This is a genomic window from Kutzneria sp. NPDC051319 (assembly GCF_040682195.1).
Taxonomy (GTDB): domain Bacteria; phylum Actinomycetota; class Actinomycetes; order Mycobacteriales; family Pseudonocardiaceae; genus Kutzneria.
The window spans coordinates 168300-188410 of sequence record NZ_JBFBAM010000009.1 but is presented as its reverse complement, the minus strand read 5'-3'; the positions used below and the strand labels follow the sequence as shown (position 1 = coordinate 188410).

Annotated in this window: 23 protein-coding genes; 5 read left to right on the top strand and 18 right to left on the bottom strand. The window is 71.2% G+C overall.

Annotated features, from left to right (window positions below):
* The 8 genes from AB0M73_RS12000 to AB0M73_RS11965 all read right to left on the bottom strand — a co-directional run bounded on the left by AB0M73_RS12000 (position 1) and on the right by AB0M73_RS11965 (position 7836).
* Positions 1-567, bottom strand: coding sequence for a carboxymuconolactone decarboxylase family protein (locus tag AB0M73_RS12000; protein WP_363890139.1), 567 nt, complete (start codon positions 565-567; stop codon positions 1-3).
* A gap of 36 nt (positions 568-603) precedes the next feature.
* Positions 604-1734, bottom strand: a complete 1131-nt coding sequence (locus AB0M73_RS11995) for a serpin family protein (RefSeq protein WP_363890137.1) — start codon at positions 1732-1734, stop codon at positions 604-606.
* A 306-nt stretch (positions 1735-2040) separates the two neighbouring features.
* Positions 2041-3297, bottom strand: coding sequence for a deoxyguanosinetriphosphate triphosphohydrolase (locus AB0M73_RS11990; protein WP_363890136.1), 1257 nt, complete (start codon positions 3295-3297; stop codon positions 2041-2043).
* Positions 3294-3938: a YdcF family protein gene (locus tag AB0M73_RS11985; RefSeq protein WP_157494574.1), complete on the bottom strand. Its 645-nt coding sequence runs from the start codon at positions 3936-3938 to the stop codon at positions 3294-3296. Before AB0M73_RS11985 ends, AB0M73_RS11990 begins: the two co-directional genes overlap by 4 nt.
* 4 nt (positions 3939-3942) lie before the next feature.
* A complete protein-coding gene (locus AB0M73_RS11980) occupies positions 3943-4548 on the bottom strand; it encodes a response regulator transcription factor (RefSeq protein WP_363890134.1) in 606 nt (201 codons plus the stop codon).
* On the bottom strand, positions 4545-5621 hold the full coding sequence (locus AB0M73_RS11975) for a histidine kinase (RefSeq protein ID WP_363890133.1): 1077 nt from the start codon (positions 5619-5621) through the stop codon (positions 4545-4547). The genes AB0M73_RS11980 and AB0M73_RS11975 overlap by 4 nt, the downstream gene beginning before the upstream one ends.
* Positions 5618-6703, bottom strand: coding sequence for a histidine kinase (locus tag AB0M73_RS11970; protein WP_363890132.1), 1086 nt, complete (start codon positions 6701-6703; stop codon positions 5618-5620). The genes AB0M73_RS11975 and AB0M73_RS11970 overlap by 4 nt, the downstream gene beginning before the upstream one ends.
* Positions 6700-7836 carry a histidine kinase gene (locus tag AB0M73_RS11965; RefSeq protein ID WP_363890131.1) on the bottom strand — a complete coding sequence of 379 codons (1137 nt, stop codon included), beginning with the start codon at positions 7834-7836 and terminating at the stop codon, positions 6700-6702. The genes AB0M73_RS11970 and AB0M73_RS11965 overlap by 4 nt, the downstream gene beginning before the upstream one ends.
* An 80-nt stretch (positions 7837-7916) precedes the next feature.
* Between AB0M73_RS11965 and AB0M73_RS11960 the strand changes: the two genes are divergently transcribed.
* Positions 7917-8645, top strand: coding sequence for a peptidase E (locus AB0M73_RS11960; RefSeq protein WP_363890129.1), 729 nt, complete (start codon positions 7917-7919; stop codon positions 8643-8645).
* Position 8646: 1 nt separating this feature from the next.
* Here AB0M73_RS11960 and AB0M73_RS11955 read toward each other — a convergent pair whose 3' ends face one another.
* Positions 8647-9876, bottom strand: a complete 1230-nt coding sequence (locus tag AB0M73_RS11955; protein ID WP_363890127.1) for an MFS transporter — start codon at positions 9874-9876, stop codon at positions 8647-8649.
* Between the two features lie 233 nt (positions 9877-10109).
* Between AB0M73_RS11955 and AB0M73_RS11950 the strand changes: the two genes are divergently transcribed.
* Positions 10110-11078: a hypothetical protein gene (locus AB0M73_RS11950; RefSeq protein WP_043717845.1), complete on the top strand. Its 969-nt coding sequence runs from the start codon at positions 10110-10112 to the stop codon at positions 11076-11078.
* Here the strand turns inward: AB0M73_RS11950 and AB0M73_RS11945 are convergent.
* From AB0M73_RS11945 to AB0M73_RS11935, 3 genes are all read right to left on the bottom strand, one after another.
* Complete coding sequence (locus tag AB0M73_RS11945; RefSeq protein WP_363890126.1) at positions 11060-12445, bottom strand: glycine--tRNA ligase; 1386 nt, start codon at positions 12443-12445, stop codon at positions 11060-11062. The two genes, AB0M73_RS11950 and AB0M73_RS11945, sit on opposite strands and share 19 nt — an antisense overlap.
* 97 nt (positions 12446-12542) lie before the next feature.
* Positions 12543-13175 carry a class F sortase gene (locus AB0M73_RS11940; protein ID WP_363890124.1) on the bottom strand — a complete coding sequence of 211 codons (633 nt, stop codon included), beginning with the start codon at positions 13173-13175 and terminating at the stop codon, positions 12543-12545.
* Positions 13176-13211: 36 nt separating this feature from the next.
* Entirely contained in the window at positions 13212-13592 is a 381-nt protein-coding gene (locus AB0M73_RS11935; protein ID WP_363890123.1) for an antibiotic biosynthesis monooxygenase, read from the bottom strand.
* A gap of 120 nt (positions 13593-13712) precedes the next feature.
* On the opposite strand from AB0M73_RS11935, the gene AB0M73_RS11930 reads away from it, so the two are divergent.
* The 3 genes from AB0M73_RS11930 (at position 13713) to AB0M73_RS11920 (ending at position 15008) form a co-directional block, all read left to right on the top strand.
* Positions 13713-14015 carry a hypothetical protein gene (locus tag AB0M73_RS11930; RefSeq protein ID WP_363890121.1) on the top strand — a complete coding sequence of 101 codons (303 nt, stop codon included), beginning with the start codon at positions 13713-13715 and terminating at the stop codon, positions 14013-14015.
* 127 nt (positions 14016-14142) lie between these two features.
* The gene (locus AB0M73_RS11925; RefSeq protein WP_363890120.1) at positions 14143-14595 is read left to right on the top strand and encodes a metalloregulator ArsR/SmtB family transcription factor; all 453 of its coding nucleotides are present in this window, start codon (positions 14143-14145) and stop codon (positions 14593-14595) included.
* Positions 14592-15008 (top strand): Fur family transcriptional regulator, encoded by a 417-nt coding sequence (locus AB0M73_RS11920; RefSeq protein WP_043717853.1) that lies wholly within the window; start codon positions 14592-14594, stop codon positions 15006-15008. Before AB0M73_RS11925 ends, AB0M73_RS11920 begins: the two co-directional genes overlap by 4 nt.
* 63 nt (positions 15009-15071) lie before the next feature.
* Here AB0M73_RS11920 and AB0M73_RS11915 read toward each other — a convergent pair whose 3' ends face one another.
* From AB0M73_RS11915 to AB0M73_RS11890, 6 genes are all read right to left on the bottom strand, one after another.
* On the bottom strand, positions 15072-15449 hold the full coding sequence (locus tag AB0M73_RS11915) for a YciI family protein (protein WP_363890118.1): 378 nt from the start codon (positions 15447-15449) through the stop codon (positions 15072-15074).
* Between the two features lie 216 nt (positions 15450-15665).
* Positions 15666-16790, bottom strand: coding sequence for an epoxide hydrolase family protein (locus AB0M73_RS11910; RefSeq protein WP_363890115.1), 1125 nt, complete (start codon positions 16788-16790; stop codon positions 15666-15668).
* Positions 16791-16855: 65 nt separating this feature from the next.
* Complete coding sequence (locus AB0M73_RS11905) at positions 16856-17731, bottom strand: TIGR03943 family protein (RefSeq protein WP_363890112.1); 876 nt, start codon at positions 17729-17731, stop codon at positions 16856-16858.
* Positions 17728-18735: a permease gene (locus AB0M73_RS11900; protein WP_363890109.1), complete on the bottom strand. Its 1008-nt coding sequence runs from the start codon at positions 18733-18735 to the stop codon at positions 17728-17730. The genes AB0M73_RS11905 and AB0M73_RS11900 overlap by 4 nt, the downstream gene beginning before the upstream one ends.
* Before the next feature lie 123 nt (positions 18736-18858).
* The gene (locus AB0M73_RS11895; RefSeq protein ID WP_363890107.1) at positions 18859-19281 is read right to left on the bottom strand and encodes a hypothetical protein; all 423 of its coding nucleotides are present in this window, start codon (positions 19279-19281) and stop codon (positions 18859-18861) included.
* A complete protein-coding gene (locus AB0M73_RS11890; protein WP_363890105.1) occupies positions 19278-20108 on the bottom strand; it encodes an isoprenyl transferase in 831 nt (276 codons plus the stop codon). Before AB0M73_RS11890 ends, AB0M73_RS11895 begins: the two co-directional genes overlap by 4 nt.
* Between the last annotated feature and the right edge of the window lie 3 nt (positions 20109-20111).

The following is a 20111-nucleotide window of genomic DNA, read 5'->3' as shown; positions in this document are numbered from 1 at the left end:
TCACACGCGCGGCACGCGGCAGGCCTCACCCGAGGTGAAACCCTGGTCGACGATGCCCAGCGCGTGGTTGAGCCGGCTGCGCTGGTTCTCCAGCGCGATCAGGTACGTCAGCTCGATCGCGCCGACGTGCCCCAGCTCGGCGTCCAGCTCCGCCACCTGCTCATCGGTGACCGTGGTCGGCGTGGCGGTCATCGCGTCGGCATAGGCCAGCGCCTTGCGCTCGATGTCGGTGTAACGCGGCGACGTCTCATAGGCGTCGATCTCGCGCAGCCGGTCGATGTCCAGCCCGTCCAGCCGTTGCAGCATGGTGCCGAAGTCGATGCACCACGAGCAGCCCAGCACCACCGCGACGCGGTACTGCACCAGGTGCCGCAAGCTCACCGGTAGCTTCGTCGCGGTCCGCTCGACCGCGAGCTCGTGCACGGCCCCGGCCGTGAGCAGCCCTCGATGCCGGGCAATGACGCCGAACGGCTCGGGCACCGCTCCGTAGCGGCGCTTGGCCATCCAGAACACGCCACGGGCCAGCAGTCCCGCCTTGTCCTTGCTCACCACAGGAATCCTCGTCATGTCCAGGGGACGAGGAGCCGGCGGCAAGTGTGACAGTTACGGATGCACGACCCGCGCGACGAAGTACGGCACCCCGGTCTCCCGGTGCCGCACGACGACCAGGAACGGCCGGTCCACGTCCACGACGATCGGGTCCGTCGGCACGGACATGGACATCGACCGCATGATCATGGCGGTCGCGGCGGCCCCTTCGAGGCCCTGCTCGTCGAACTTCAGCACCGACTCGTGCAGCACGTCGTCCACGTACAGCCGAGGATCGGGGCACAGCCGCGTCAGCCCGGCCTGCCCGGGCTTGAACAGCAGGTGCACGCCCAGGTCCAGCAGCGGGTGCTTGATGCTGGCCCGGGTGCTGACGTTGATCTTCGGCATGGTCAGCTGCACCCGCTGCGACGACGCCGTGCCGAGCAGCTCGGCCAGCCTGGCGCCGTCGAGCGCCGGCTCGGCCTCGGTCAGCGGCGCGTCCGGCACCAGCAGCACGGCGTCCACGCCGCCGGCCGCCGGCAGCACGACAACCTGCCAGCCGTCACGGTGGCCATAGCCGAGGCGCTTGGTCTGCCGCATGCTCGGCGGCTCGTACGTGCCGGTCGGCGCGTGGAACGGCCGGGGCGTGGTGGCCCCCTCGGTGAACGGGTGGTGCCAGGCGACCTTCAGGTACAGGGCGTTGACCAGTGCGGCGACCGTCATCGGCTTGATGCTGCCCGGCGGGATCAGCTCCGGGATCAGGCCGCGCGTGGTCTCCGCGACGTCGGTGTTGATCAGTTTCCTGGCGTCCTCGGGCGCGTCGGCGAACGGCGCGCCTTTCACCGAGCCGTTGGGCCAGCGCGTGAGCTCCTCGGCGAACTCGCGCCGGATCGGCAGGTCCTCCACCGCCCACAGCGTGTTGGACACGGCCAGCACCGGCGGATCGCCCTGCCCCGTGTCGTCCAGTTCGGCCGCCGCCGCCAGCTGCGCGGCCTGCGCCCGCAACTCGCCCGCGCGGTCGCCAGCCTTGGCGCCGGCCGCCGGGTCACCGAGCAGAGCGCCGACGAGTTCGTCGCGGCTGACGCCCTCGGCTGCCTCCGCGGTCAGTCCGAGCGCGGACAGCACCGAGAACGGCGACCAACACAGATCGTTGTCCGGATCGGGGTCGACCGCACGGTGCAGGGCGAGGGTGAACGCCAGGTCCACGACACCTCCTGAAGTGGGGGGTGTCCCGAGTCTGCCATCCGCCCGGCGCTAACGCCGGGGGTCGCGCAATTTGACGTTCGCAGATTCCTCCGGAAGTGGTCGCGCCCCGGCCCCACGCGGTCCGTCCGGCCGCGGAACCCGCGGCTCACGGACGCCCGCGGCGCCGCCGCCCTCCGCCCCGCCACCCCTTCGGGTGACACCTGCCGACACCCGGCGACCGAACAGCCGCCGCAGGCCCCGTCGCACTGCTCCAGCTATGCCCATGACACCGAGAGTCCCACCGGCCGGCCGGTTCGGCCTCTCGGTTCACCGCAGGCAGAACCGGTCGTACCAGGCAACTGCTTGAGCATCGGTCAGCGAGGCCAACTGGTCGACAACCACCCGCAGCCGCGCGGCATCGTCACCGGCCGTTAGCCACGCCGGCCGGAACGCCGGGTCCAGCGCGTCCGGAGCACGCTCGGACAGCACCTCGGCCAGCTCCATGAGCTGCTGCCGCTGCACCCGCTGGAGGGCCAGCCGGTGCGGATCGCTCATCACGTAGTGCAGCGCGACGGCCTTGAGCAGCGCCACCTCGGCCGCGACCAGCGACGGCACCGCCAGGTCGGCGGCGTACCGGCACAGCGCCCCGTCGCCGTGCAGCCGCCGCGTCTCGGTGATCGCCGCCGCGGCGAACCGGCCGACCAGCTCACTGGTCAGCACCTTCAGCGCCACCTGCGCGCCCAGCGACCCGTCGTAGTCGTGCTCGGCCAGGGCGGCCACGGCCGGCAGCCGCAGCAGCTCGGTCGCCGCATCCTCCAACGCGCCGACCGGCTCGTCGGAGAAGTGCTTGGCGGCCAGCTCCGCGACCGCGGCCCCCTCCACCGGGCTGGCCAGCTCGCTGAGCGAGATGCGCCCGGACAGCACGCCGTCCTCCACGTCGTGCACCGAGTAGGCGACGTCGTCGGCCCAGTCCATGACCTGCGCCTCCAGGCAGCGCCGACGCTCCGGCGCCCCCTCACGCACCCAGTCGAAGACGGCCACGTCGTCCTCGTACACGCCGAACTTGACCACGCCGGCAGTCCGCGGCCACGGATACTTCGTGGCAGCGTCCAGCGACGCCCGGGTCAGGTTCAGCCCGTAGCCGCGCCCCTCGGCCAGCACCTTCGGCTCCAGCCGGGTCAGGATGCGCAGCGTCTGCGCGTTGCCCTCGAAGCCGCCACACGGCTCCGCGATCACGTGCAGCGCCCGCTCCCCGTTGTGCCCGAACGGCGGGTGCCCGATGTCGTGGGCCAGCCCGGCCGTGTCCACCACATCCGGATCGCAGCCCAGCTCGCCGCCGATGCCCCGGCCGATCTGGGCGACCTCCAGCGAGTGCGTCAGCCGCGTCCGCGGCACGTCGCCCTCGCCCGGCCCGACCACCTGCGTTTTGCCAGCCAGCCGGCGCAGCGCCGCCGAGTGCAGCACCCGCGCCCGGTCCCTGGAGAACGCGCTGCGCTGTTCGGCCAGCGAACCCGGCAGGGCTGCCCGCTTCGGCTCGTCCGGCAGTAGGCGAGCGGTGTCGTGCCCGGTGTAGCCGCCGGTCAACTGGCGCTCGCGCCGAACTCGTCGGCCGGGGCCCTGGACAGCCGGTAGAACAGCAGCGCCCCGGTCTCCCGGACGATCTGGCTGAACTGCGTCTCCCGCGTGCGCACCATCGGACCGGTGTGCGTCGGCGAAACCCCGGCGTCGATGCCACTGTCCCGCGCCATGGTCTGCGCCCGGAACGAGTGCCAGGGATCGCTCACCAGCACCGCCGTGGTCCACCCGTGGTTGCGGTACACCGGCGCCACCGCACGGAGGCTCTCCAGCGTGTCGCTGCCGGTGCCCACGGAGATGATCCGGTCCTGCGGAACCCCGTTGTCGGCCAACCACATCTGGCCCGACTCGGCCTCGGTGTAGTGGTCGCCCGGCTGCCGGCCGCCGACGGTGAGCACGTACTTCACCACACCGTCGTCGTACAGCGTCTTGGCGTGCTGGAGCCTGGCCTCGAGCGCGTCCGACGGCGTGCCGTCGTACTGCGCCGCGCCGAGCACGATCGCCACGTCCACGGGCGACCGCTCGTCCAGCCGCGCCACCTGCCAGACCCGCACGGCGGTGCCGCCGATCACCAGTCCGGCGACGAGGAGCGCGCCCAGCACGACCCGCAGAAACATCCGGCGCACGGTCGACCCACTCACGGGGCCCATGGTGTCACAGCCAGCCGCGGTCCTCCGCGAGACGGGCCGCCTCGGCCCGGGTCCTGGCCCCGGTCTTGCCGATGGCCGACGACAGATGGTTGCGCACCGTGCCCTCCGACAGGTGCAGCGTCTTGGCCACGTCCGACACCGTGCCGCCGTCACTGGCGGCGAGCAGCACCTCCCTCTCCCGTTCGGTCAGCGGGCTCGCCCCGCTGGCCAGCGACTCCGCGGCGAGCGCGGGATCGACCACCCGCAACCCGGCGTGCACCCGCCGGACCGCCTCCACCAACTGCTCCGGCGGCGCGTCCTTGACCACGAACCCGGCCGCACCCGCGGCCATCGCCCGCGCCAGGTAGCCGGGCCGGCCGAACGTGGTGCACACCACCACCCGGCAGCCGGGCATCGCCCGGCGCAGCTCCGCGGCCGCGGTCAACCCGTCCATGCCGGGCATCTGCACGTCCAGCAACGCGACATCCGGACTGGTGCGCTGCGCCGCCGGCACCACCTCGTCGCCCGAGCCCACCTCGGCGACGACCTCGATGTCCGACTCGATGCTGAGCATCGCGGCCAGCGCGCCGCGCACCAGCGCCTGATCGTCGGCCAGCAGAACCCTGATCACGACGGCACCGCCACTCTCAACCGAAAACCTCCTTCCGCGCACGGCCCGGTGTCGATCCGACCACCGATGCCCGCCACGCGTTCGACGAGACCGCTATCCACCACAGCACTGTCCGCGACCGGCACCACGGCCGTGCCGTTGTCGCGAACCTCCAGCCAGGACTCACCCAGCCGGACCTCGCACCGCGTCGCGCCGCTCGCGCGCCGCAGCACCGCCGTGACGCCGTCGCGCAGCGCGTACGCGAAGGCCTCCCGGTAAGCAGGCGCCACCCGGTCCACCGCCGTCGGCAGGTCGGCCACGATGCCGGCCGCCTCCAACGCCGCCCGTGCGCCGACGACCTCCGCGGCCAGTGACGCCGTGCGGTAACCCGACACGGTCGCCCGCACCTGCGTCACCGCCTCACGGGCCAGGTCCTCCACCTCGCGCACGTTCTCCATCGGCGTGCCACCCCGCTCCAGCTCGGCGCACACCGCACCGGCCTTCGCGGTGATCGCGGCCAGGCTGTGCCCGAGATGCTCGCGTAACTCCTCGGCCAGCCGCGCCCGCTCCTGGGCGGCGGCCAGCCGGGCGATCTCCTCCTGCGCCGACGCCAGCGCGTAGTTGGCCCGGATGAGCCGGCCCATGAACCAGGTGGCCGCGAACACCGAGGCCAGCACCACCCAGTCGGTGAACAACTCGGCGAAGCCCAGGTTCGCGACGATGAGCACCGCGGTCACGGCCAGCGTCGGCAGGCCGATCGAGAAGGCCAGGACGGTCGGCAGCATCATGGCGGTCAGCGACAGGCCGTAGACGAACACCCAGGTGGACGTCAGCCCGACCAGCCACACCAACGCCGTCGGCAGTGCGAGCAACGCCGCCGTCAGCATCAGCTTCGGCCCCAGGCCCAGGTTCCACATCTTCATGGACGCCAGCACGTACAGGGCCGCGTAGACGGCGAACACCGTCAGGGCGGAGGCGACGCGCCAGGTCGGCGTCCCGCTGGTGACCAGCTGGTACAGGCTCGGCACCGCGAACAACAGGAAGAAACAGCTGACGGGCCAGCCCAGTTCGGGATCGAAGCGACGTGGCGTCACGCCGGCACCTCCACCCGGAGCCGGAACCCCTGGCTGGGCAGCGGTCCTGCCTCCAGTCGGGCGCCGATTCCGCCCAGGCGCTGGGAAAGCCCGGTCAGGCCGTTGCCCCCGCCGTCGACCCGGGACGGGTTGGCCGCGGCCGGCACGGGGTCGCCGTCGTCACGGACCTCCAGCCAGCTGCCGCCGAGCCTCACCTCGCACCGCGTCGCGCCCGCACTGTGGCGCAACACATTGGTCACGCCTTCGCGCAGCGCGAACGCGAACGCCTCCTGGTACTCGGGGGCGACATCGTCCACCGCCAGCGGGAAATCGGCGTCGATCCCGGCCGCCCTCAGCACCTCCTTGGCGCCGACCAGCTCCGCGGCCAGCGACGCCGCCCGTTCCCCCGACACCGTGGCCGTGATGTCGGCCAAAGCCTGCTGGGACAACCGTTCCACGTCCCGCATCTCGGCCAGCGCGCGGTCGATCCCCACCCCGGCTTCGAGCATCCGACGGGCCAGTCCGGCCTTCACGGTCACCGTCGTGAGGCTGTGCCCGAGCACGTCGTGCAGGTCCCGCGCGATGCGACCGCGCTCGTCGGCCACGGCCAACGCGGTGACCTGGTCCCGGGCCAGCCGAAGTTCGCGGTTGACATCGATCATGTGCACCACGGCTCGACACAGCAGTGTGACCGACAGCAGGATGACCAGCAGTCCCATGTAGCTGCCCGGCAGCACGATCACCAGCACCAGGAACGTCACGCCGTGGACGGGAATCATCCACCAGCCCGGCACGATCACCGCGCACAGCGCGAAGGCCCAGATGAAGATGTACGGCGTGGCCACTGTGGACAGCGCGGCAGCCGCGCCCATGTAGGCCACGCCGACGGAGACCTGCCAACTCGTCGACGCACGCCAGACCGCGACCGGCAGCAGCACGTAGCCGACGCCGTAGAGCACCAGGCCGCCGACCGCCAGCCCGGTCGCCCACACCGGCCGGTCGACGCCGAACTGCCCCACCATCGCCGGCAGCATGAACAACACGAAGAAGGACGCCGACGCGATCCATCCCCGGTGGTTGTCCCGGACGATCTGATCGGTCATGCCGGCACCGGCCTCGCCACGCTGGCCCGCAGCAGGAAACCGCCGCCCGGCACCGGGCCCGCGTCGATCCGGCCGCCGATCGAGGCCAGCCGGTCGGCCAGCCCGGTCAGACCGGCCCCGCCGCCGTCCACACGCGACGCCCCCGCGTCCGCGAGGGCCGAGCCGTTGTCCCGAACCTCCAGCCAGGACTCGCCCAGCCGCACCTCGCAGTTGGTCGCGCCGCTGTGCCGCAACACGTTGGTGACCCCCTCTCGCAGCACGTAGGCGAACGACTCCTGGTATTCGGGCAGCACGTTGTCCACCGCCCTGGGCAGGTCGGCGGCGATGCCGGCGGACGCCAGCGCCGCACGGGCCCCAGCGACCTCGGCGCTCAGCGACGCGCTCCGGTACCCCGACAGCGTGGCACGCACCTCCGACAACGCCTGCCGTGACAACTGCTCGGCCTCCCCCACCTCGATGATCAACCGCTCCACCTCCCCCGGTCTCGTCTCCAGCAGCCTGCGGATCAGCCCCAGCTTCAGCGTCACCGTGGTCAGGCTGTGCCCCAGCACGTCGTGCACGTCGCGGGCCACCCTGGCCCGTTCCTCCGCGACGGCGAGCCTGGCCACCTCCCGGTTGGCCGCCTTCAGGTCGCCGCCAACCTTGCTGAAGGTGGTGATGCCGATGGTCAGGGCGATCATCAGCGCCAGGTTGCCCCACGCGGGGCCGTCCGGCGCCAGCGCCGAGGCGATGAACGCCACGGCGGTGAGTCCGCTGGCCACCACGATCGACGCGGGCCTGGTCAACAGAATGGCACTGAGCGCGAGCGCATAGATGAGCAAGATCGAATTGTCGGGCCGGTCGAGCCACACCGTGGCCAGGCCAAGGGCCGTGGCCAGGGCCACATACCACATCTTCAGCCGGGGCCGCCCGTATCCGGACAGCCAGGTGCCGAGCGGATAGCTGAGCAGGTACGCGATCGTGACGGACAGCTGGGCCGCCTTCGGGCCGGCCGGGGCGGCCGACTGTGCGATGTCCACCACAACCGGCACCGACCAGGACAGGAACACGAAGGAGAAGGCGGTCGCGCCCACGCGACGGCGGCGTTCGGCCTTGTCGCCGCCCGCCTTGTCCGAAGTGCACCCGTCGGCCATGCCCCTCACGTTAGGGCAGGAGGCGGACAGTCCCCCATGACAACTGGCACGGATGCCGCCGCGGCTGCCAGGATCCGAGCATGGCAGCCGATCGACCGACCATCGTGGCGACCTCGGGCGGATGGGTCCGGGGCGAGTACACCGAACTGGAGTTCGGGCCGCTGATCCGGCTCGCTCTGGATCTGTCCGGGGCGACCGGCCGGCCGAGGCTGTGCCACGTCGGCACGGCCAACGGGGACAGCCGTGGCACCAACGCGATGGTGAACGAGGCCGGCCGGGTCGCCGGCGTCGAGGTGTCCAACCTGAACCTGTTCCCGATGCCGCCGACCGAGGATCTGGCCGGCTTCGTGCTCGACCACGACGTGGTGTGGGTCAACGGCGGCTCCGTGGCCAACCTGCTCGCGGTCTGGCAGGTGCACGGGCTCGGCGAGGTCATGCGCACGGCCTGGGAGGCCGGTGTCGTGCTCGGCGGCGTCTCGGCCGGCTCGATCTGCTGGTACACCGGCGGCGTCACCGACTCCTTCGGCCCGAACCTGAGGGTCGTGACCAACGGCCTCGGCCTGCTGCCCTATTCCAGCGGCGTGCACCTGGACTCCGAGGCCCAGCGCCGTCCCACCATCCACGAGGCGGTGGCCTCCGGGAAGCTGGGCGAGACGCACTGCACGGACGACGGCGCGGGCCTCGTCTATCACGGCACCGAGCTGGTCGAGGCCGTTTCGGAGCGGCGGCGTGGCGGCGCCTACCTGGTGCGCCGGGACGAGGCGACCGGCGAGGTCGTCGAGACGGCCTTCGACGTCCGCCGGCTTTGACTCACACCTGTGCCGGCTCGGCGACACGCTGCGCCGAGTCCGGCACGATCCGCTCCAGCATCAGCATGCCGGCCAGGGCGGCCAGGTTGAGGACGCCCAGCGCCAGCCACGGCAGGGACCGGTGCAGCTCGAACAGGATGGTGAAGAAGGCCGGGGCGATCATGCTGGCGATGGTGAACGAGTACTGGAAGACGGCCAGGTAGCGGCCGCGGGCGGCGGCCGGCGACAGGGCCGTGGCCAGCCCCATGGAGACGGGTGCGTGGATCACGTCCGCCGCCGTGTACAGCAGGGTGGCGATGATCAGCGCCGGAATCACCCAGCCGAGCTGGTTCGGCACGAGGCCCGCGAACGCCAGGCACCACGCCGCCCACAGGCCCCCGGCCACGACCAGCACCCTCGTCCGTCGATACGGCTCGACCAGCTTGATCGCGGGCGCGCCCAGCAGGGCCAGCAGGATCGTGTTGCCGGCCAGCACGATCGGCGCCAGCCAGGCCGGACCACCGAGGCCCTCCTTCACGAAGACCAGCAGTCCGAGCGCGAGCATGCCGGTCGAGAGAGCGAAAACCGTGTTGATTGCGGCAAACGCAACGAAAGGCCGATCTCGTAGCATCGTGGCGTAGCCGACGGCCTCGCCCGTCTCATGGGCACGGCGCGGAGCTCGCACGAACAGGCCGATCGCCAGCGCGGCCGCCAGATAACAGGCGGCGGAACCGTTGGACAGCACCCGGTAGAACGTGTCAGTGCCGTCGGCGACGGCCAGGCTCGTGACCAGGCCGCCGATGCCCAGGCCACCCGTTCGCGTCATGTTGGCCCACGCGTACCAACCGTCCTTGCTCATCGTGGACGCGCTGCCGTCGGAGAAGTCGGCGATCGCGGTGAACACGCTCGACCAGAAGAACCGCACGCCGATCGTGACCAGGGCCGATGTCACGAAGATGCCGACCGGGCCCTGCACGTGGCCGAACGCGAGAAATCCGATGCCCTGCGCGACCTGCGACGCGACGACCAGCGGCAGCGGGCCGACCCGGTCGGCCAGCCAACCTGCCACCAGCGGGATCGGCAGTGACAGGGCGGTCGCGACGCTGGCCAGAATGCCGATCAGCGTCAGCGGCACCGGGGTCAGCTGGTGGAAGTAGTTGAGCGAGAGCGGCATGAACATGCCGCTGCCGACGGAGTCGAGGACGAGCGCGGACAGCAGAATGACGCCGCCGCGGCTGCGGTCGACCGACACGAAACCCCCCTTGGTCGCGCGTGATGCAAGCAAACACGCGTTGACCAACCACCATCTCGGGGATACGAGGTGTCGTCAACTCCATTGCGGCAAACCGACCAGGGTAGCGCAGGGCGCCACGGAAACCCGTCGATGTGGATCTTCGAACGCCGAGTTGTCCACAGAGCCCGAGTTGTCCACAGATCGGCCCTTCGCGGCCACGGGCGGTGGGGCGGACGCGGCAGGCTTGCCCCATGCCCACATGCATCACGAGCGGGACACACGTTTCGGTCGACAAGCTCTACGGCCTGTTCCCGCACCATGTCGCCCGCGCCGAAGCGCTGATCAAACTGGGATTGTCCGCCAGCACCGTGTATCGGAGATGCCAGCCGGCAGGTCCCTGGCGGCGTGTCCTGCCCGGCGTGGTGATGTTCGGCAAGTCGCCGCCGACAGTGTCGCAACGGGTCCAGGCGGCGCTGTGTTACGCCGATCCCGACGGGTTGGTCACCGGCCACCACGCCCTGGTGCTGCACGGCATGAAGATCCCTCCACCGCCGCCGCTCAGCGCCGTGCACGTGCTCGTCCCGAAAGGACGGTCGCTGAAGTCGACGCCCGAGGTGTCGGTGGAACGCACGATCCGAATGCCGAAAGCCATGATGCGCAAGGGATACCTGGTCGCGCCGCTGGAACGGGCGTTGCTGGACACGGTCCGCGGCTTCGGCAACACCGAGCAGGTCCGCTCCCTGCTCGCCGAAGCGATCTGGGAGCACGGCCTGCCGCCCAAGCTGATCACCGCGGAGCTCGACGCCGGCAACGGCCGGGGCAGCGCACTGCCCCGGCGTGTGCTGGCCGAAGTGGTCAACGGCATCCGGACCGAGGCCGAGGCGCTGGCCGCCACGCTCGTCGGCGCCGCCCGGCTGCCGAGACCGCAGTGGAGCATGCAGGTCGACGATGAGAACAACGCCTACCTCGGACCGGTCAGCGCCTGGTGGGACGACGTGGCGATGGCCCTGGACATTGACGTGTCAGAGCATCCGTTCGAACGCACCGAGGACCAGCACGACAACTTTCTTGCCGCCAGTGTCGTGGTGGTGCGCACCACACCGAGGCAGATGCGGGCCTCCCCCAGGGCGTTCGTCGACCGGCTCAGGCAGGCCTACCAGCGCGCATCCAAGCGCGACCGCCCACTGGTGACCGCCACCGCTCAGCACCCGAGGAGCTGAGGTGCCAGGTACGCCTCCAACCGGTCCATCGACACCCGCTCCTGGGTCATCGAGTCGCGCTCCCGCACCGTCACCGCGTGGTCGGTCAGCGTGTCGAAGTCCACCGTCACGCAGAACGGCGTGCCGATCTCGTCCTGCCGGCGGTAGCGGCGGCCGATGGCGCCGGCGTCGTCGAAATCGGTGTTCCAGTTGCGGCGCAGCGCCGCCGCCAGGTCCTTGGCCTTCGGCGACAGGTCGGCGTTGCGGGACAGCGGCAGCACCGCCACCTTCACCGGCGCGAGCCGGCGGTCCAGGCGCAGCACCAGTCGCTTGTCCACGCCGCCCTTGGCGTTGGGCGCCTCGTCCTCGGTGTAGGCGTCCAGCAGGAACGCCATCATCGGGCGGCCGACGCCGGCGGCCGGCTCGATCACGAACGGCCGGTAGCGGGAGTTGGTGGCCTGGTCGAAGTAGGACAGGTCGACGCCCGAGTGGTTGGCGTGCGTGGTCAGGTCGAAGTCGGTGCGGTTGGCGATGCCCTCCAGCTCGCCCCACTCCTGGCCGGCGAAGAAGAACCGGTACTCGATGTCCACGGTCCGCTTGGAGTAGTGCGACAGCTTCTCCTGCGGGTGCTCGTACATCCGCAGGTTGTCGCGGGCGATGCCGAGATCGGTGTACCAGCGCAGGCGCTCGTCGATCCAGTACTGGTGCCATTCCTCGTCGCTGCCCGGCTCGACGAAGAACTCCATCTCCATCTGCTCGAACTCGCGGGTGCGGAAGATGAAGTTGCCGGGGGTGATCTCGTTGCGGAACGACTTGCCGATCTGGCCGATGCCGAACGGCGGCTTCTTGCGGGAGGTGGTGATGACGTTGAGGAAGTTCACGAAGATGCCCTGCGCGGTCTCCGGGCGCAGGTAGTGCAGGCCCTCCGCGGACTCCACCGGGCCGAGGTGGGTCTTGAGCAGGCCGTTGAACATCTTCGGCTCGGTGTACTGGCCGCGGTTGCCGCAGTTGGGGCACGGCACGTCCGAGAGGTCGTTGTCCGCCAGCGGCTTGCCGGTGCGCTCGGCGTACTCCTCGGCGAGGTGGTCGGCGCGGAACCGGCGGTGGCAGGAGTTGCACTCCACCAACGGGTCCACGAACGCGTCGATGTGGCCGGACGCGGCCCACACCTCGCGCGGCAGGATCACCGAGGAGTCCAGGCCGACCACGTCGTCGCGGCCCTGCACCATGGTGCGCCACCAGGCCCGCTTGATGTTGTCCTTGAGCTCGACACCCAGCGGCCCGTAGTCCCACGCCGACCTGGTGCCCCCGTAGATCTCTCCGCACGGGTACACGAAACCCCTGCGCTTGCAGAGGCTGACGACGGCGTCGATGCGGTCCGCGGGCACGCCAAACTCCATCCGGCCGAGACTCGAACTGACAGGAAATTCCTGGGAAGGGAGCAAGAATAGTCGCCCCGTCCACCGCGTCGGCGAGGCAGGGCCGCTACGGACGGGTGACCAGCTCGGCCACCGCGAACCGGTTGTCGTCGTAGCCCTCGTTGCCGCCGACGAACTCTCCGCCGCAGGTGGCGAGCACCAGCCGGTGGCTGCCGTCCAGGCCGTAGAGCTGGTTGGCCCGGTTGGGCAGATCGGCCTTGGGCACGGTGACCAACTGGGTTATCCGGTACACCCAGTTGCGGCCCTTGTTGTCCACCACGGTGACCTGCTGGCCGACCTTGTCCTGCCACAGCTCGGCGAACGGGCCGGTGTGGCCCTGCCAGTTCACGTGGCCGGCGAGCAGGGTCGCTCCTTCCGGGGCGCCGAGAGTGGCGCCCCACCAGGTCGCCTGGTCGAGCCGCTCCGGCACGGACATGGAGCCGTCCTTGCTCACCTGGGCGGCGATCAGCTCGGCGATGCCGCCGCCGGGCAGGTGCACCGAGCCGGTGGTCGGCACGCCGGTGGGCTTGGTGGGAGATGTGGTGCCGGCGTCGGCGCCCAGCGGTCCCGACCCCGTGGTCGCCGGTGCGGCCGCGATGTGCGACGAGTCGTCCGATGGGACGAAGAACAGGAGACCCACCACGACTGCGACAACAGCGACGGCAGCCGAGGCGAGCAGCACCACCCGTCGACTCGGCATGGCCAATCCCTCCCACCGGCTACCGCTGATTGTCCCTCAGCGGGGGCTGGCCGGCCCGGCCGCTTCGCCGAGTCGGACCGTGCCGGCGTCGCCGGCCAGCAGGCTCACGTGCTCGTCGGCGTGGCCGTCGGCGGCCGAGACCGTCAGCTCGAAGGCGGCCGGCTCGTCGGCGAGCGCGCGGGACAGCAGCGGGACCACGACCTCGCGGACCGGGAACGGCGACATGGCGCGCCGGTAGGCGACCACCGAGTCGAACTCGACCACCAGGACCCAGCGGTCCGCCGCGTCGGTCGCCCGGCCCAGCCGGCCGGTGCGGCAGCCGGGCTGCGCGGTGAGCAGCTCGAGGGCGTGGCGGGCGGTGGCGGTGAACTCGGCCGCCTCGGCCTCGGGCACCTCGAACCGGCAGACCAGCAGCACGGTCGGACTCCTCAGGTCGTCTCGGCGGTCGGTTATGGTGGCGCATCCTCGCATCAGCGGGGGCTCGCCCGCCGCCGGGGTGCGGCCGGGCGTGGCGACGTCGGCGGATCGAGTGGGGACATGGCCGGAGGACAGCAACCGGGTCGAGGCCGCGGGCGGCGTGATCTGAAGACGCCGCTGCTGCCGGGCAACGGGCCGCTGGCCCGGGTGCCGGCGGCGGCCGTGTTCGGGCTCGTGCTGGTGCTGTTCGTGGTCGGTGTCGTGGTCCGCGGGCCGGTCGGCGCCGGTCTGCTCGGCGCCTTGGCGCTGATCGTGCTCGGGCTGCTCGGGGCCACCTGGCGGGTGCTGTCGCCCGCCGACCGGGCGCTGCGCGTCCTGGTGGCCGTGATCCTGGTCGCGGTGCTGGTCTCCGTGCTCCGCTAGCAGCTCCGGCCACACCTGCTTCGATAACCATTGTCAGCACCGCCGGCAGCGGACGACCTCGTTCGCCTACCATGGTGGTTACGACCGCCTGGTCTTCCGCCCATTGCCTGCTGTGCCGGAGAGGACGATGCCCCCAGTGAGCCCGGACGCCGCGACCCCCGTCCCGGAGCGTCCGGACGGCCGCGCCGGGGGCGTCACCGCATTGGCCGACGCCCATGACCACGCGCCGCGTGAGCTGGGCACCAGCACCGCCGCACGGCATGCGGCCGGCACCCTGACCAGCGCCGGCGACCTCCTGCGGGCGCTCGCCGCGCCCGTGCGCATCGCCATCGTGCTTCAGCTGCGTGAGGGTGAGCGCTGCGTGCATGAGCTCGTGGACGCCCTGGCCGTGGCCCAGCCGCTGATCAGCCAGCATCTGCGGGTGCTCAAGTCGGCCGGCGTCGTGCACGGTGAGCGACACGGCCGCGAGGTCATGTACCGGCTGGTCGACGAGCATCTGGCGCACATCGTGGTGGACGCCGTCACCCACGTCGAGGAGGGCGGCTCGGCCGTCCGGGGCGAGCACCGGGAGGAAGCGTGACGACCAGCGAACGCCCGTCGGCCACCGTGCCCGGGCTTCGGGCCACCAAGCAGCGAGCCGCCGTGTCCAAGCTCCTCGACCAGCTCGACGACTTCCGCTCCGCCCAGGAGCTGCACGAGGAGCTGCGCCGTCGGGGCGAGGGCATCGGCCTCACCACGGTCTACCGCACCCTCCAGTCCCTCGCCGACGCCGGCGAGGTCGACGTCCTGCGCACCGACAGCGGCGAGGCCATCTACCGCCGCTGCTCCAGCCACCACCACCATCACCTGGTGTGCCGCCGCTGCGGCCGGACCGTCGAAGTCGAGGGCCCCGCGGTGGAGAAGTGGGCCGACCGCATCGCCGCCGAGAACGGCTTCAGCGAGGTCAGCCACACCGTGGAGATCTTCGGCACCTGCGCCGGCTGCACCGCCTGACCAGGCTGGACACACCGGTCCACGCTGAGGCGTGGTGAGACGGCCGCGTCGTCAGGCGGGCCTTCATTCCATGATCGGGCGGACCTCGACCCGGCCGAAGCGGGCGTCAGGGAAGCGCGCGGCCAGTTCGGTGGCGCGGTCGATGTCGACGCAGTCGAGCACGAAAAAGCCGGCCATCTGCTCCTTGGACTCGGCGAAGGGGCCGTCGGTGGTCATCGTGTCGCCATCCTGCACGCGGACCGTCCGGGTCGTCGCGGGCTCGGCCAGCGGGGTGCCGGAGACGAGCTCGCCGGACTCGGAGATCTCACGCATGAGGTCGCCGAACTGGGTGTCCATGGCGGCGCGTTCCTCGGGCGACGCGCAGCGGTAGTAGTCGGAGTGCTCGAACGTGGGATGCGCCCAGGTGGTGGGATTGCTGTAGATCAGGACCAGGTACTTCACGGCGGCGCTCCTCGGGTTGGGCTGGGCAGGAACCAGGTTGGGGCAGACAGCGAAACTCGGCCAGGCGAGCTGGGTCGAGGGCCGATGCAGGTCGGGGCGCGAGTAGGTCGAAGGCACGAGTGGCTGAAAGGGCAAGGCGAGGTCGGAAGGTCCAAGAGTGGACAGGGTCGAAGGGCGGGGCGGGGCCGAAGACCGTGGGAGTCGGGACCGGACTGGTCAGGGGCGGAGCTGGGCGAAGAATTGGCGGATGTCGTTGAGATACAGGTCGGGGGCCTGCTGGGAGGCGTAGTGGCCGCCGCGGTCGTAGACGTTCCAGGAGACGATGTTGGCGTGGTCGCGGCGGGCGTAGGTGGGGATGGCCTGGGCGTCGTAGGGGAACTGGGCCAGGCCGAGGGGCACGGTGGTGGGGGCGGTGGGCACGGGGTGGCGATGATCCTCGAGGTAGATCCGAGGGGCGGTGCCGGCGGTGTGGGTGAGCCAGTGGATGCAGACGTGGGTGAGCAGGGCATCGGGGTCGAGGCCGCCCATGACCTGGCTGTTCCACGCGAGGAGGCCGACGGGGGAATCGGTGAGGGCGTAGGCGAGCGTCTGGGGCTGCTCGGCGTGCACATGGTGGTACGAGGCCATGGTGCGCTGGAAATGGCGAAGACCGGCGACGAGGGCCTGCTCGTCGGGAGGCAGCAGGGCGACGCTGGCGGGTTCGACACTGGGTGGGTAGAAGGGCACATCGCCCTCGGGGCCGGAGAAGATCTGGGTCACGTGCACGCCGACGACGGAATCCGGTGCGGTGCGACCGATCTCGGGTGAGATGACGGAGCCCCAGTCGTTGCCGGCGGCGCCGTAACGGGCGTAGCCGAGGCGGTCCATGAGCACGGTCCACGCGGCGGCGATGCGGCGAGGGCCCCAGCCGGAGTCGGTGGTGGGACCGGACCAGGCGAAGCCGGGTAGCGAGGGAATCACCAGGTGGAAGGCGACGGCGGGGTCGAGGCCGTGGGCTCGGGGGTCGGTGAGCGGGCCGATGACGTCGAGGTATTCGGCGACGGAACCGGGCCAGCCGTGGGTGAGGACCAGCGGCAGCGCATGGGGTTCGGGCGAGCGGACGTGCAGGAAGTGCAGGGTGGCGCCGTCGATGGTGGTGGTGAACTGGGGATGGGCGTTGAGCCGGGCCTCTACGGCCCGCCAGTCGTAGCCGTCACGCCAGTGCTCGACCAGCTTGCGCACGTCTGCGCCGGAGACGCCGTAGTCGTCGCCGGGCGGCTCGGGGGCCCACCGGACCCGAGCCAGCCGATCACGCAGGTCGGCCAGCTCGGCGTCGGGTACCGCGATGCGAAACGTCTCCATGCCCGGCTCCTCGGCCTCGGGTGCTCTCACACCCCACGGTCGGAGCCGCCGGCCGTTTCTCTACATCAGTACTCGTACGGATCGCCGGGCGTGCCGATCTTCTTCACGGTGGTCACGTCGAACACCGGCACGTAGTTGTCGGCCTGCACGGCGGAGTCGGGGCGCACCCGGCCGGTGACGGTGATCCACTCGTCGTCGGAGAGGCCCTCGGCTCCGACCATACGGGCCTTGACCGGCATGGCGTCGGCGGCGCAGCAGGTGATCACCAGTCGCGCCACGTAGACGCCGGCGGGATCGTGCACGACGAAGCCGGTGAGCTCCAATGTCCGGCCGTTCAGGGAGTTCGTGGCGTCCCAGGCCGCGCGGGTGGCGACGTCGGCCATCCGCATCGGCACCACCGAGCCGGCCGGCAGCGGCGGGAACTTGGTCTTGATCACCTGGTCCTGCCGCTGCTCACTGGCCACGGTCCGCCCGCCGGCCCGGTTGACGGAGTCGGCGCCGAGGGCCGGCGGGGCGATGAGGAAGATCGCCAGCACCGGCATCAGCAGCATCCACGCGCTGCGGGCGGCGCCGTGGGAGTGGCCGTGGTCGTCGCTGTGTACAGCGGCAAGGTCGCCGGAATACCCATGGTCATGGCCGGCAGGAGCGAGGTCGCCGTGGTCGGGGGCAGCGCCGTCGAGCGTCAGAACGGCAGCCGGGACACGGGCGGCAGAGCCGTCGGCCTCCACACCGGCGACAGCGCCCGGGGCAGCCGCGCGGCGGGACCTGACGATGTCGGTGACGATGGCGATGCCGGCCAGCAGGACCATGATCCCGCCGGAGAGGACGAGATAGGGCTGCAGGCCGGGCTTGACGTAGTTCAGGTACGTGCCGTTGAGGGCGATCTTGAGCAGGGCGCCGCCGAGCAGCACGAGCAGGATGTTCTGGGTTTCCCGCCTCATGCCACGCCTCCCAGCAGGACGAGGCCGGCGACGGTGCCGGAGAGGACGGCGACGGCGAAGGCCAAGGGGGCGAAGCGCAGTGCGAAGGCCTTGCCGAAGGTGCCGACCTGCAGGGCGATGAGCTTGACGTCGACGGCGGGGCCGACGACGAGGAAGACCAGGCGGGGCAACAGGGGCAGGGCGGACAGGGAGGCGGCGACGAAGGCGTCGGCCTCGCTGCAGATGGCCAGCACGACAGCGAGCAGGGCCATGACGATGATGCCCAGCACCCACTGCCCGGAAAGGGACTCCAGCAGGGAGGACGGCACGAGCACGTTCAGGGCGGCGGCGGTGAGGCCGCCGATGACGAGGAAGCCGCCGGCCTCGACGAGGTCGTGACGGGCGGTCTCGGCGAACACGGCCCACCGGGACGAGCCGCCGGTGGGCAGCCGTTCGAGGGCTCGGGAGGCGATCCACGAGAGCTTGCCGAAGCGGGCCCACAGCCAGCCGGTGACGACGGCGGTCAGCATCGATCCGGCGAAGCGGGCCAGGACCATCTCCGGCCGGCCGGGGAACGCCACGGCGGTGGCCACCAGCACGACGGGGTTCACGGCCGGGGCGGCCAGCAGGAACGCCAGGGCCACCGAGGGGGCGACGCCCTGCTGCATGAGCCGGCGGGCGACGGGCACGGAGGCGCACTCGCAGCCGGGCAGGGCGACGCCGGCCAGCCCGGCGACGGGCACGGCGAAGGCGGACCGCCGGGGCAGGACCCGCCGCAGCGCCTCCGCCGGCAGGAAGGCGGCGATGGCCCCGCTGATCAGGGTGCCGAGCACCAGGAACGGCATGGCCTGCACACACACGGCGACGAACACGGTGGACCCGGTCCGCAGCGCGGGGACGTCCAGGGCGTCGACGAGCTGGCCCTGAAGCACCAGGGCCAGCACGAGCACGACGCACAGCATCTCCAGCGAGGTGATGCGGCGGCGCGGTGGAGAGACAGTGGGCTGTTCGGTGGTGGTGGTCATGCCGCACCCGCCAGCAGTCCCGACACCGCAGACACACCCAACGCCAGCGAGGTGGTGGACCGCTCCGAGGTGGTGGTCATGCGGCGCCCGCCCATCGCCGCGGCCTGGTCTCCGTGGTGGCCGTCATCCTTCGACGCTGGCCAGGAGGTCGGCCCGCAGCTGGGACGCGGTGGAGACGACCAGCATGAGGATGGTCGACAGCGGCGAGGGCTCGAGGTTGTCGGCGGGGAAGGCGTACCGGAGGGTGACGTCCATGCCCCGCTCGGTGTGCACGACCCCGAGGGTGCCGAACAGCCCCTGGCCGGCCCGCTCGGCGGCGGAGACGGCGAGGGCGGGGTCGTCGGGGAGGTCCCAGGCGACCACGCAGGTGAGGCTGAGCATGGTGAGGCCCTCGGCGAACTGCATGGCCTGCACGGCGCAGGGCACGTCGCCGTGGCGGAAGCTGAGGGCGCCGTCATCGTCGACGTGCACCTCGTGGAACAGCTCCAGCGCCTCACGGGCGGAGGTGAGCAGCCGGGCGGTGGTCTGCGCCTCGTCGTCGGTCATCGGGCGGCCTCCTGGAGGTCGTCGGTGGGGGCGTCCTCGGCGCCGCCGAAGCGCCGGTCCCTACGGGCATACGCCTCACAGGCCCGCCAGAGGTCACGGCGGTCGAAGTCGGGCCACAGGATGTCCTGGAACACGAGCTCGGCGTAGGCGGACTGCCACAGCATGAAGTTGGAGATGCGCTGTTCGCCGGAAGGCCGGATGAACAGGTCCACGTCGGGCATGTCGGCGTGGTAGAGGTGCTTGGCCAGGGTGCGCTCGTCCACCTTGTCGGGGTTGATCTTGCCGGCGGCGACCAGGCGGGCCACCTCGCGGGCGGCGTCGCCGATCTCGGCCCGGCCGCCGTAGTTGACGCACATGGTCAGGTTGAGCACATCGTTGTTCCGGGTGCGCTCCTCGGCCTTCTGCAGCTCGTTGACGACGCTGGGCCACAGCCGGGGCTTGCGCCCGGCCCACCGGATCCGCACGCCCATCTCGTCGAGCTCGTCGGTGCGCCGGTGGATGACGTCCCGGTTGAAGTTCATCAGGAACTTCACCTCGTCGGGGCTGCGCTTCCAGTTCTCGGTGGAGAAGGCGTACAGCGAGATCCACTTGACGCCGAGCTCGATCGCGCCCCTGGCCACGTCGAGCACGACAGCCTCGCCGCGCTTGTGGCCCTCCACGCGGGGCAGGCCCCGCATGTTGGCCCAGCGGCCGTTGCCGTCCATCACCAGTGCCACGTGTTTGGGCACGAACTCCAGCGGAATCTTCGGCGGACGCTCGCCGCTGGAGTGGGGGTCGGGCGGCCTCACGGTGGGGTCGTTGCGTCCGCGCAGCTGCCTACGCAGCATCAG

Excerpts from the sequence above, each read along its gene's own strand:
- AB0M73_RS12000 (WP_363890139.1), bottom strand. The coding sequence starts at position 567 with ATGACGAGGATTCCTGTGGTGAGCAAGGACAAGGCGGGACTGCTGGCC.
- AB0M73_RS11985 (WP_157494574.1), bottom strand. The coding sequence starts at position 3,938 with ATGGGCCCCGTGAGTGGGTCGACCGTGCGCCGGATGTTTCTGCGGGTC.
- AB0M73_RS11970 (WP_363890132.1), bottom strand. The coding sequence starts at position 6,703 with ATGACCGATCAGATCGTCCGGGACAACCACCGGGGATGGATCGCGTCG.
- AB0M73_RS11965 (WP_363890131.1), bottom strand. The coding sequence starts at position 7,836 with ATGGCCGACGGGTGCACTTCGGACAAGGCGGGCGGCGACAAGGCCGAA.
- AB0M73_RS11960 (WP_363890129.1), top strand. The coding sequence starts at position 7,917 with ATGGCAGCCGATCGACCGACCATCGTGGCGACCTCGGGCGGATGGGTC.
- AB0M73_RS11950 (WP_043717845.1), top strand. The coding sequence starts at position 10,110 with ATGCCCACATGCATCACGAGCGGGACACACGTTTCGGTCGACAAGCTC.
- AB0M73_RS11940 (WP_363890124.1), bottom strand. The coding sequence starts at position 13,175 with ATGCCGAGTCGACGGGTGGTGCTGCTCGCCTCGGCTGCCGTCGCTGTT.
- AB0M73_RS11930 (WP_363890121.1), top strand. The coding sequence starts at position 13,713 with ATGGCCGGAGGACAGCAACCGGGTCGAGGCCGCGGGCGGCGTGATCTG.
- AB0M73_RS11925 (WP_363890120.1), top strand. The coding sequence starts at position 14,143 with ATGCCCCCAGTGAGCCCGGACGCCGCGACCCCCGTCCCGGAGCGTCCG.
- AB0M73_RS11910 (WP_363890115.1), bottom strand. The coding sequence starts at position 16,790 with ATGGAGACGTTTCGCATCGCGGTACCCGACGCCGAGCTGGCCGACCTG.
- AB0M73_RS11905 (WP_363890112.1), bottom strand. The coding sequence starts at position 17,731 with ATGAGGCGGGAAACCCAGAACATCCTGCTCGTGCTGCTCGGCGGCGCC.
- AB0M73_RS11900 (WP_363890109.1), bottom strand. The coding sequence starts at position 18,735 with ATGACCACCACCACCGAACAGCCCACTGTCTCTCCACCGCGCCGCCGC.
- AB0M73_RS11895 (WP_363890107.1), bottom strand. The coding sequence starts at position 19,281 with ATGACCGACGACGAGGCGCAGACCACCGCCCGGCTGCTCACCTCCGCC.
- AB0M73_RS11890 (WP_363890105.1), bottom strand. The coding sequence starts at position 20,108 with ATGCTGCGTAGGCAGCTGCGCGGACGCAACGACCCCACCGTGAGGCCG.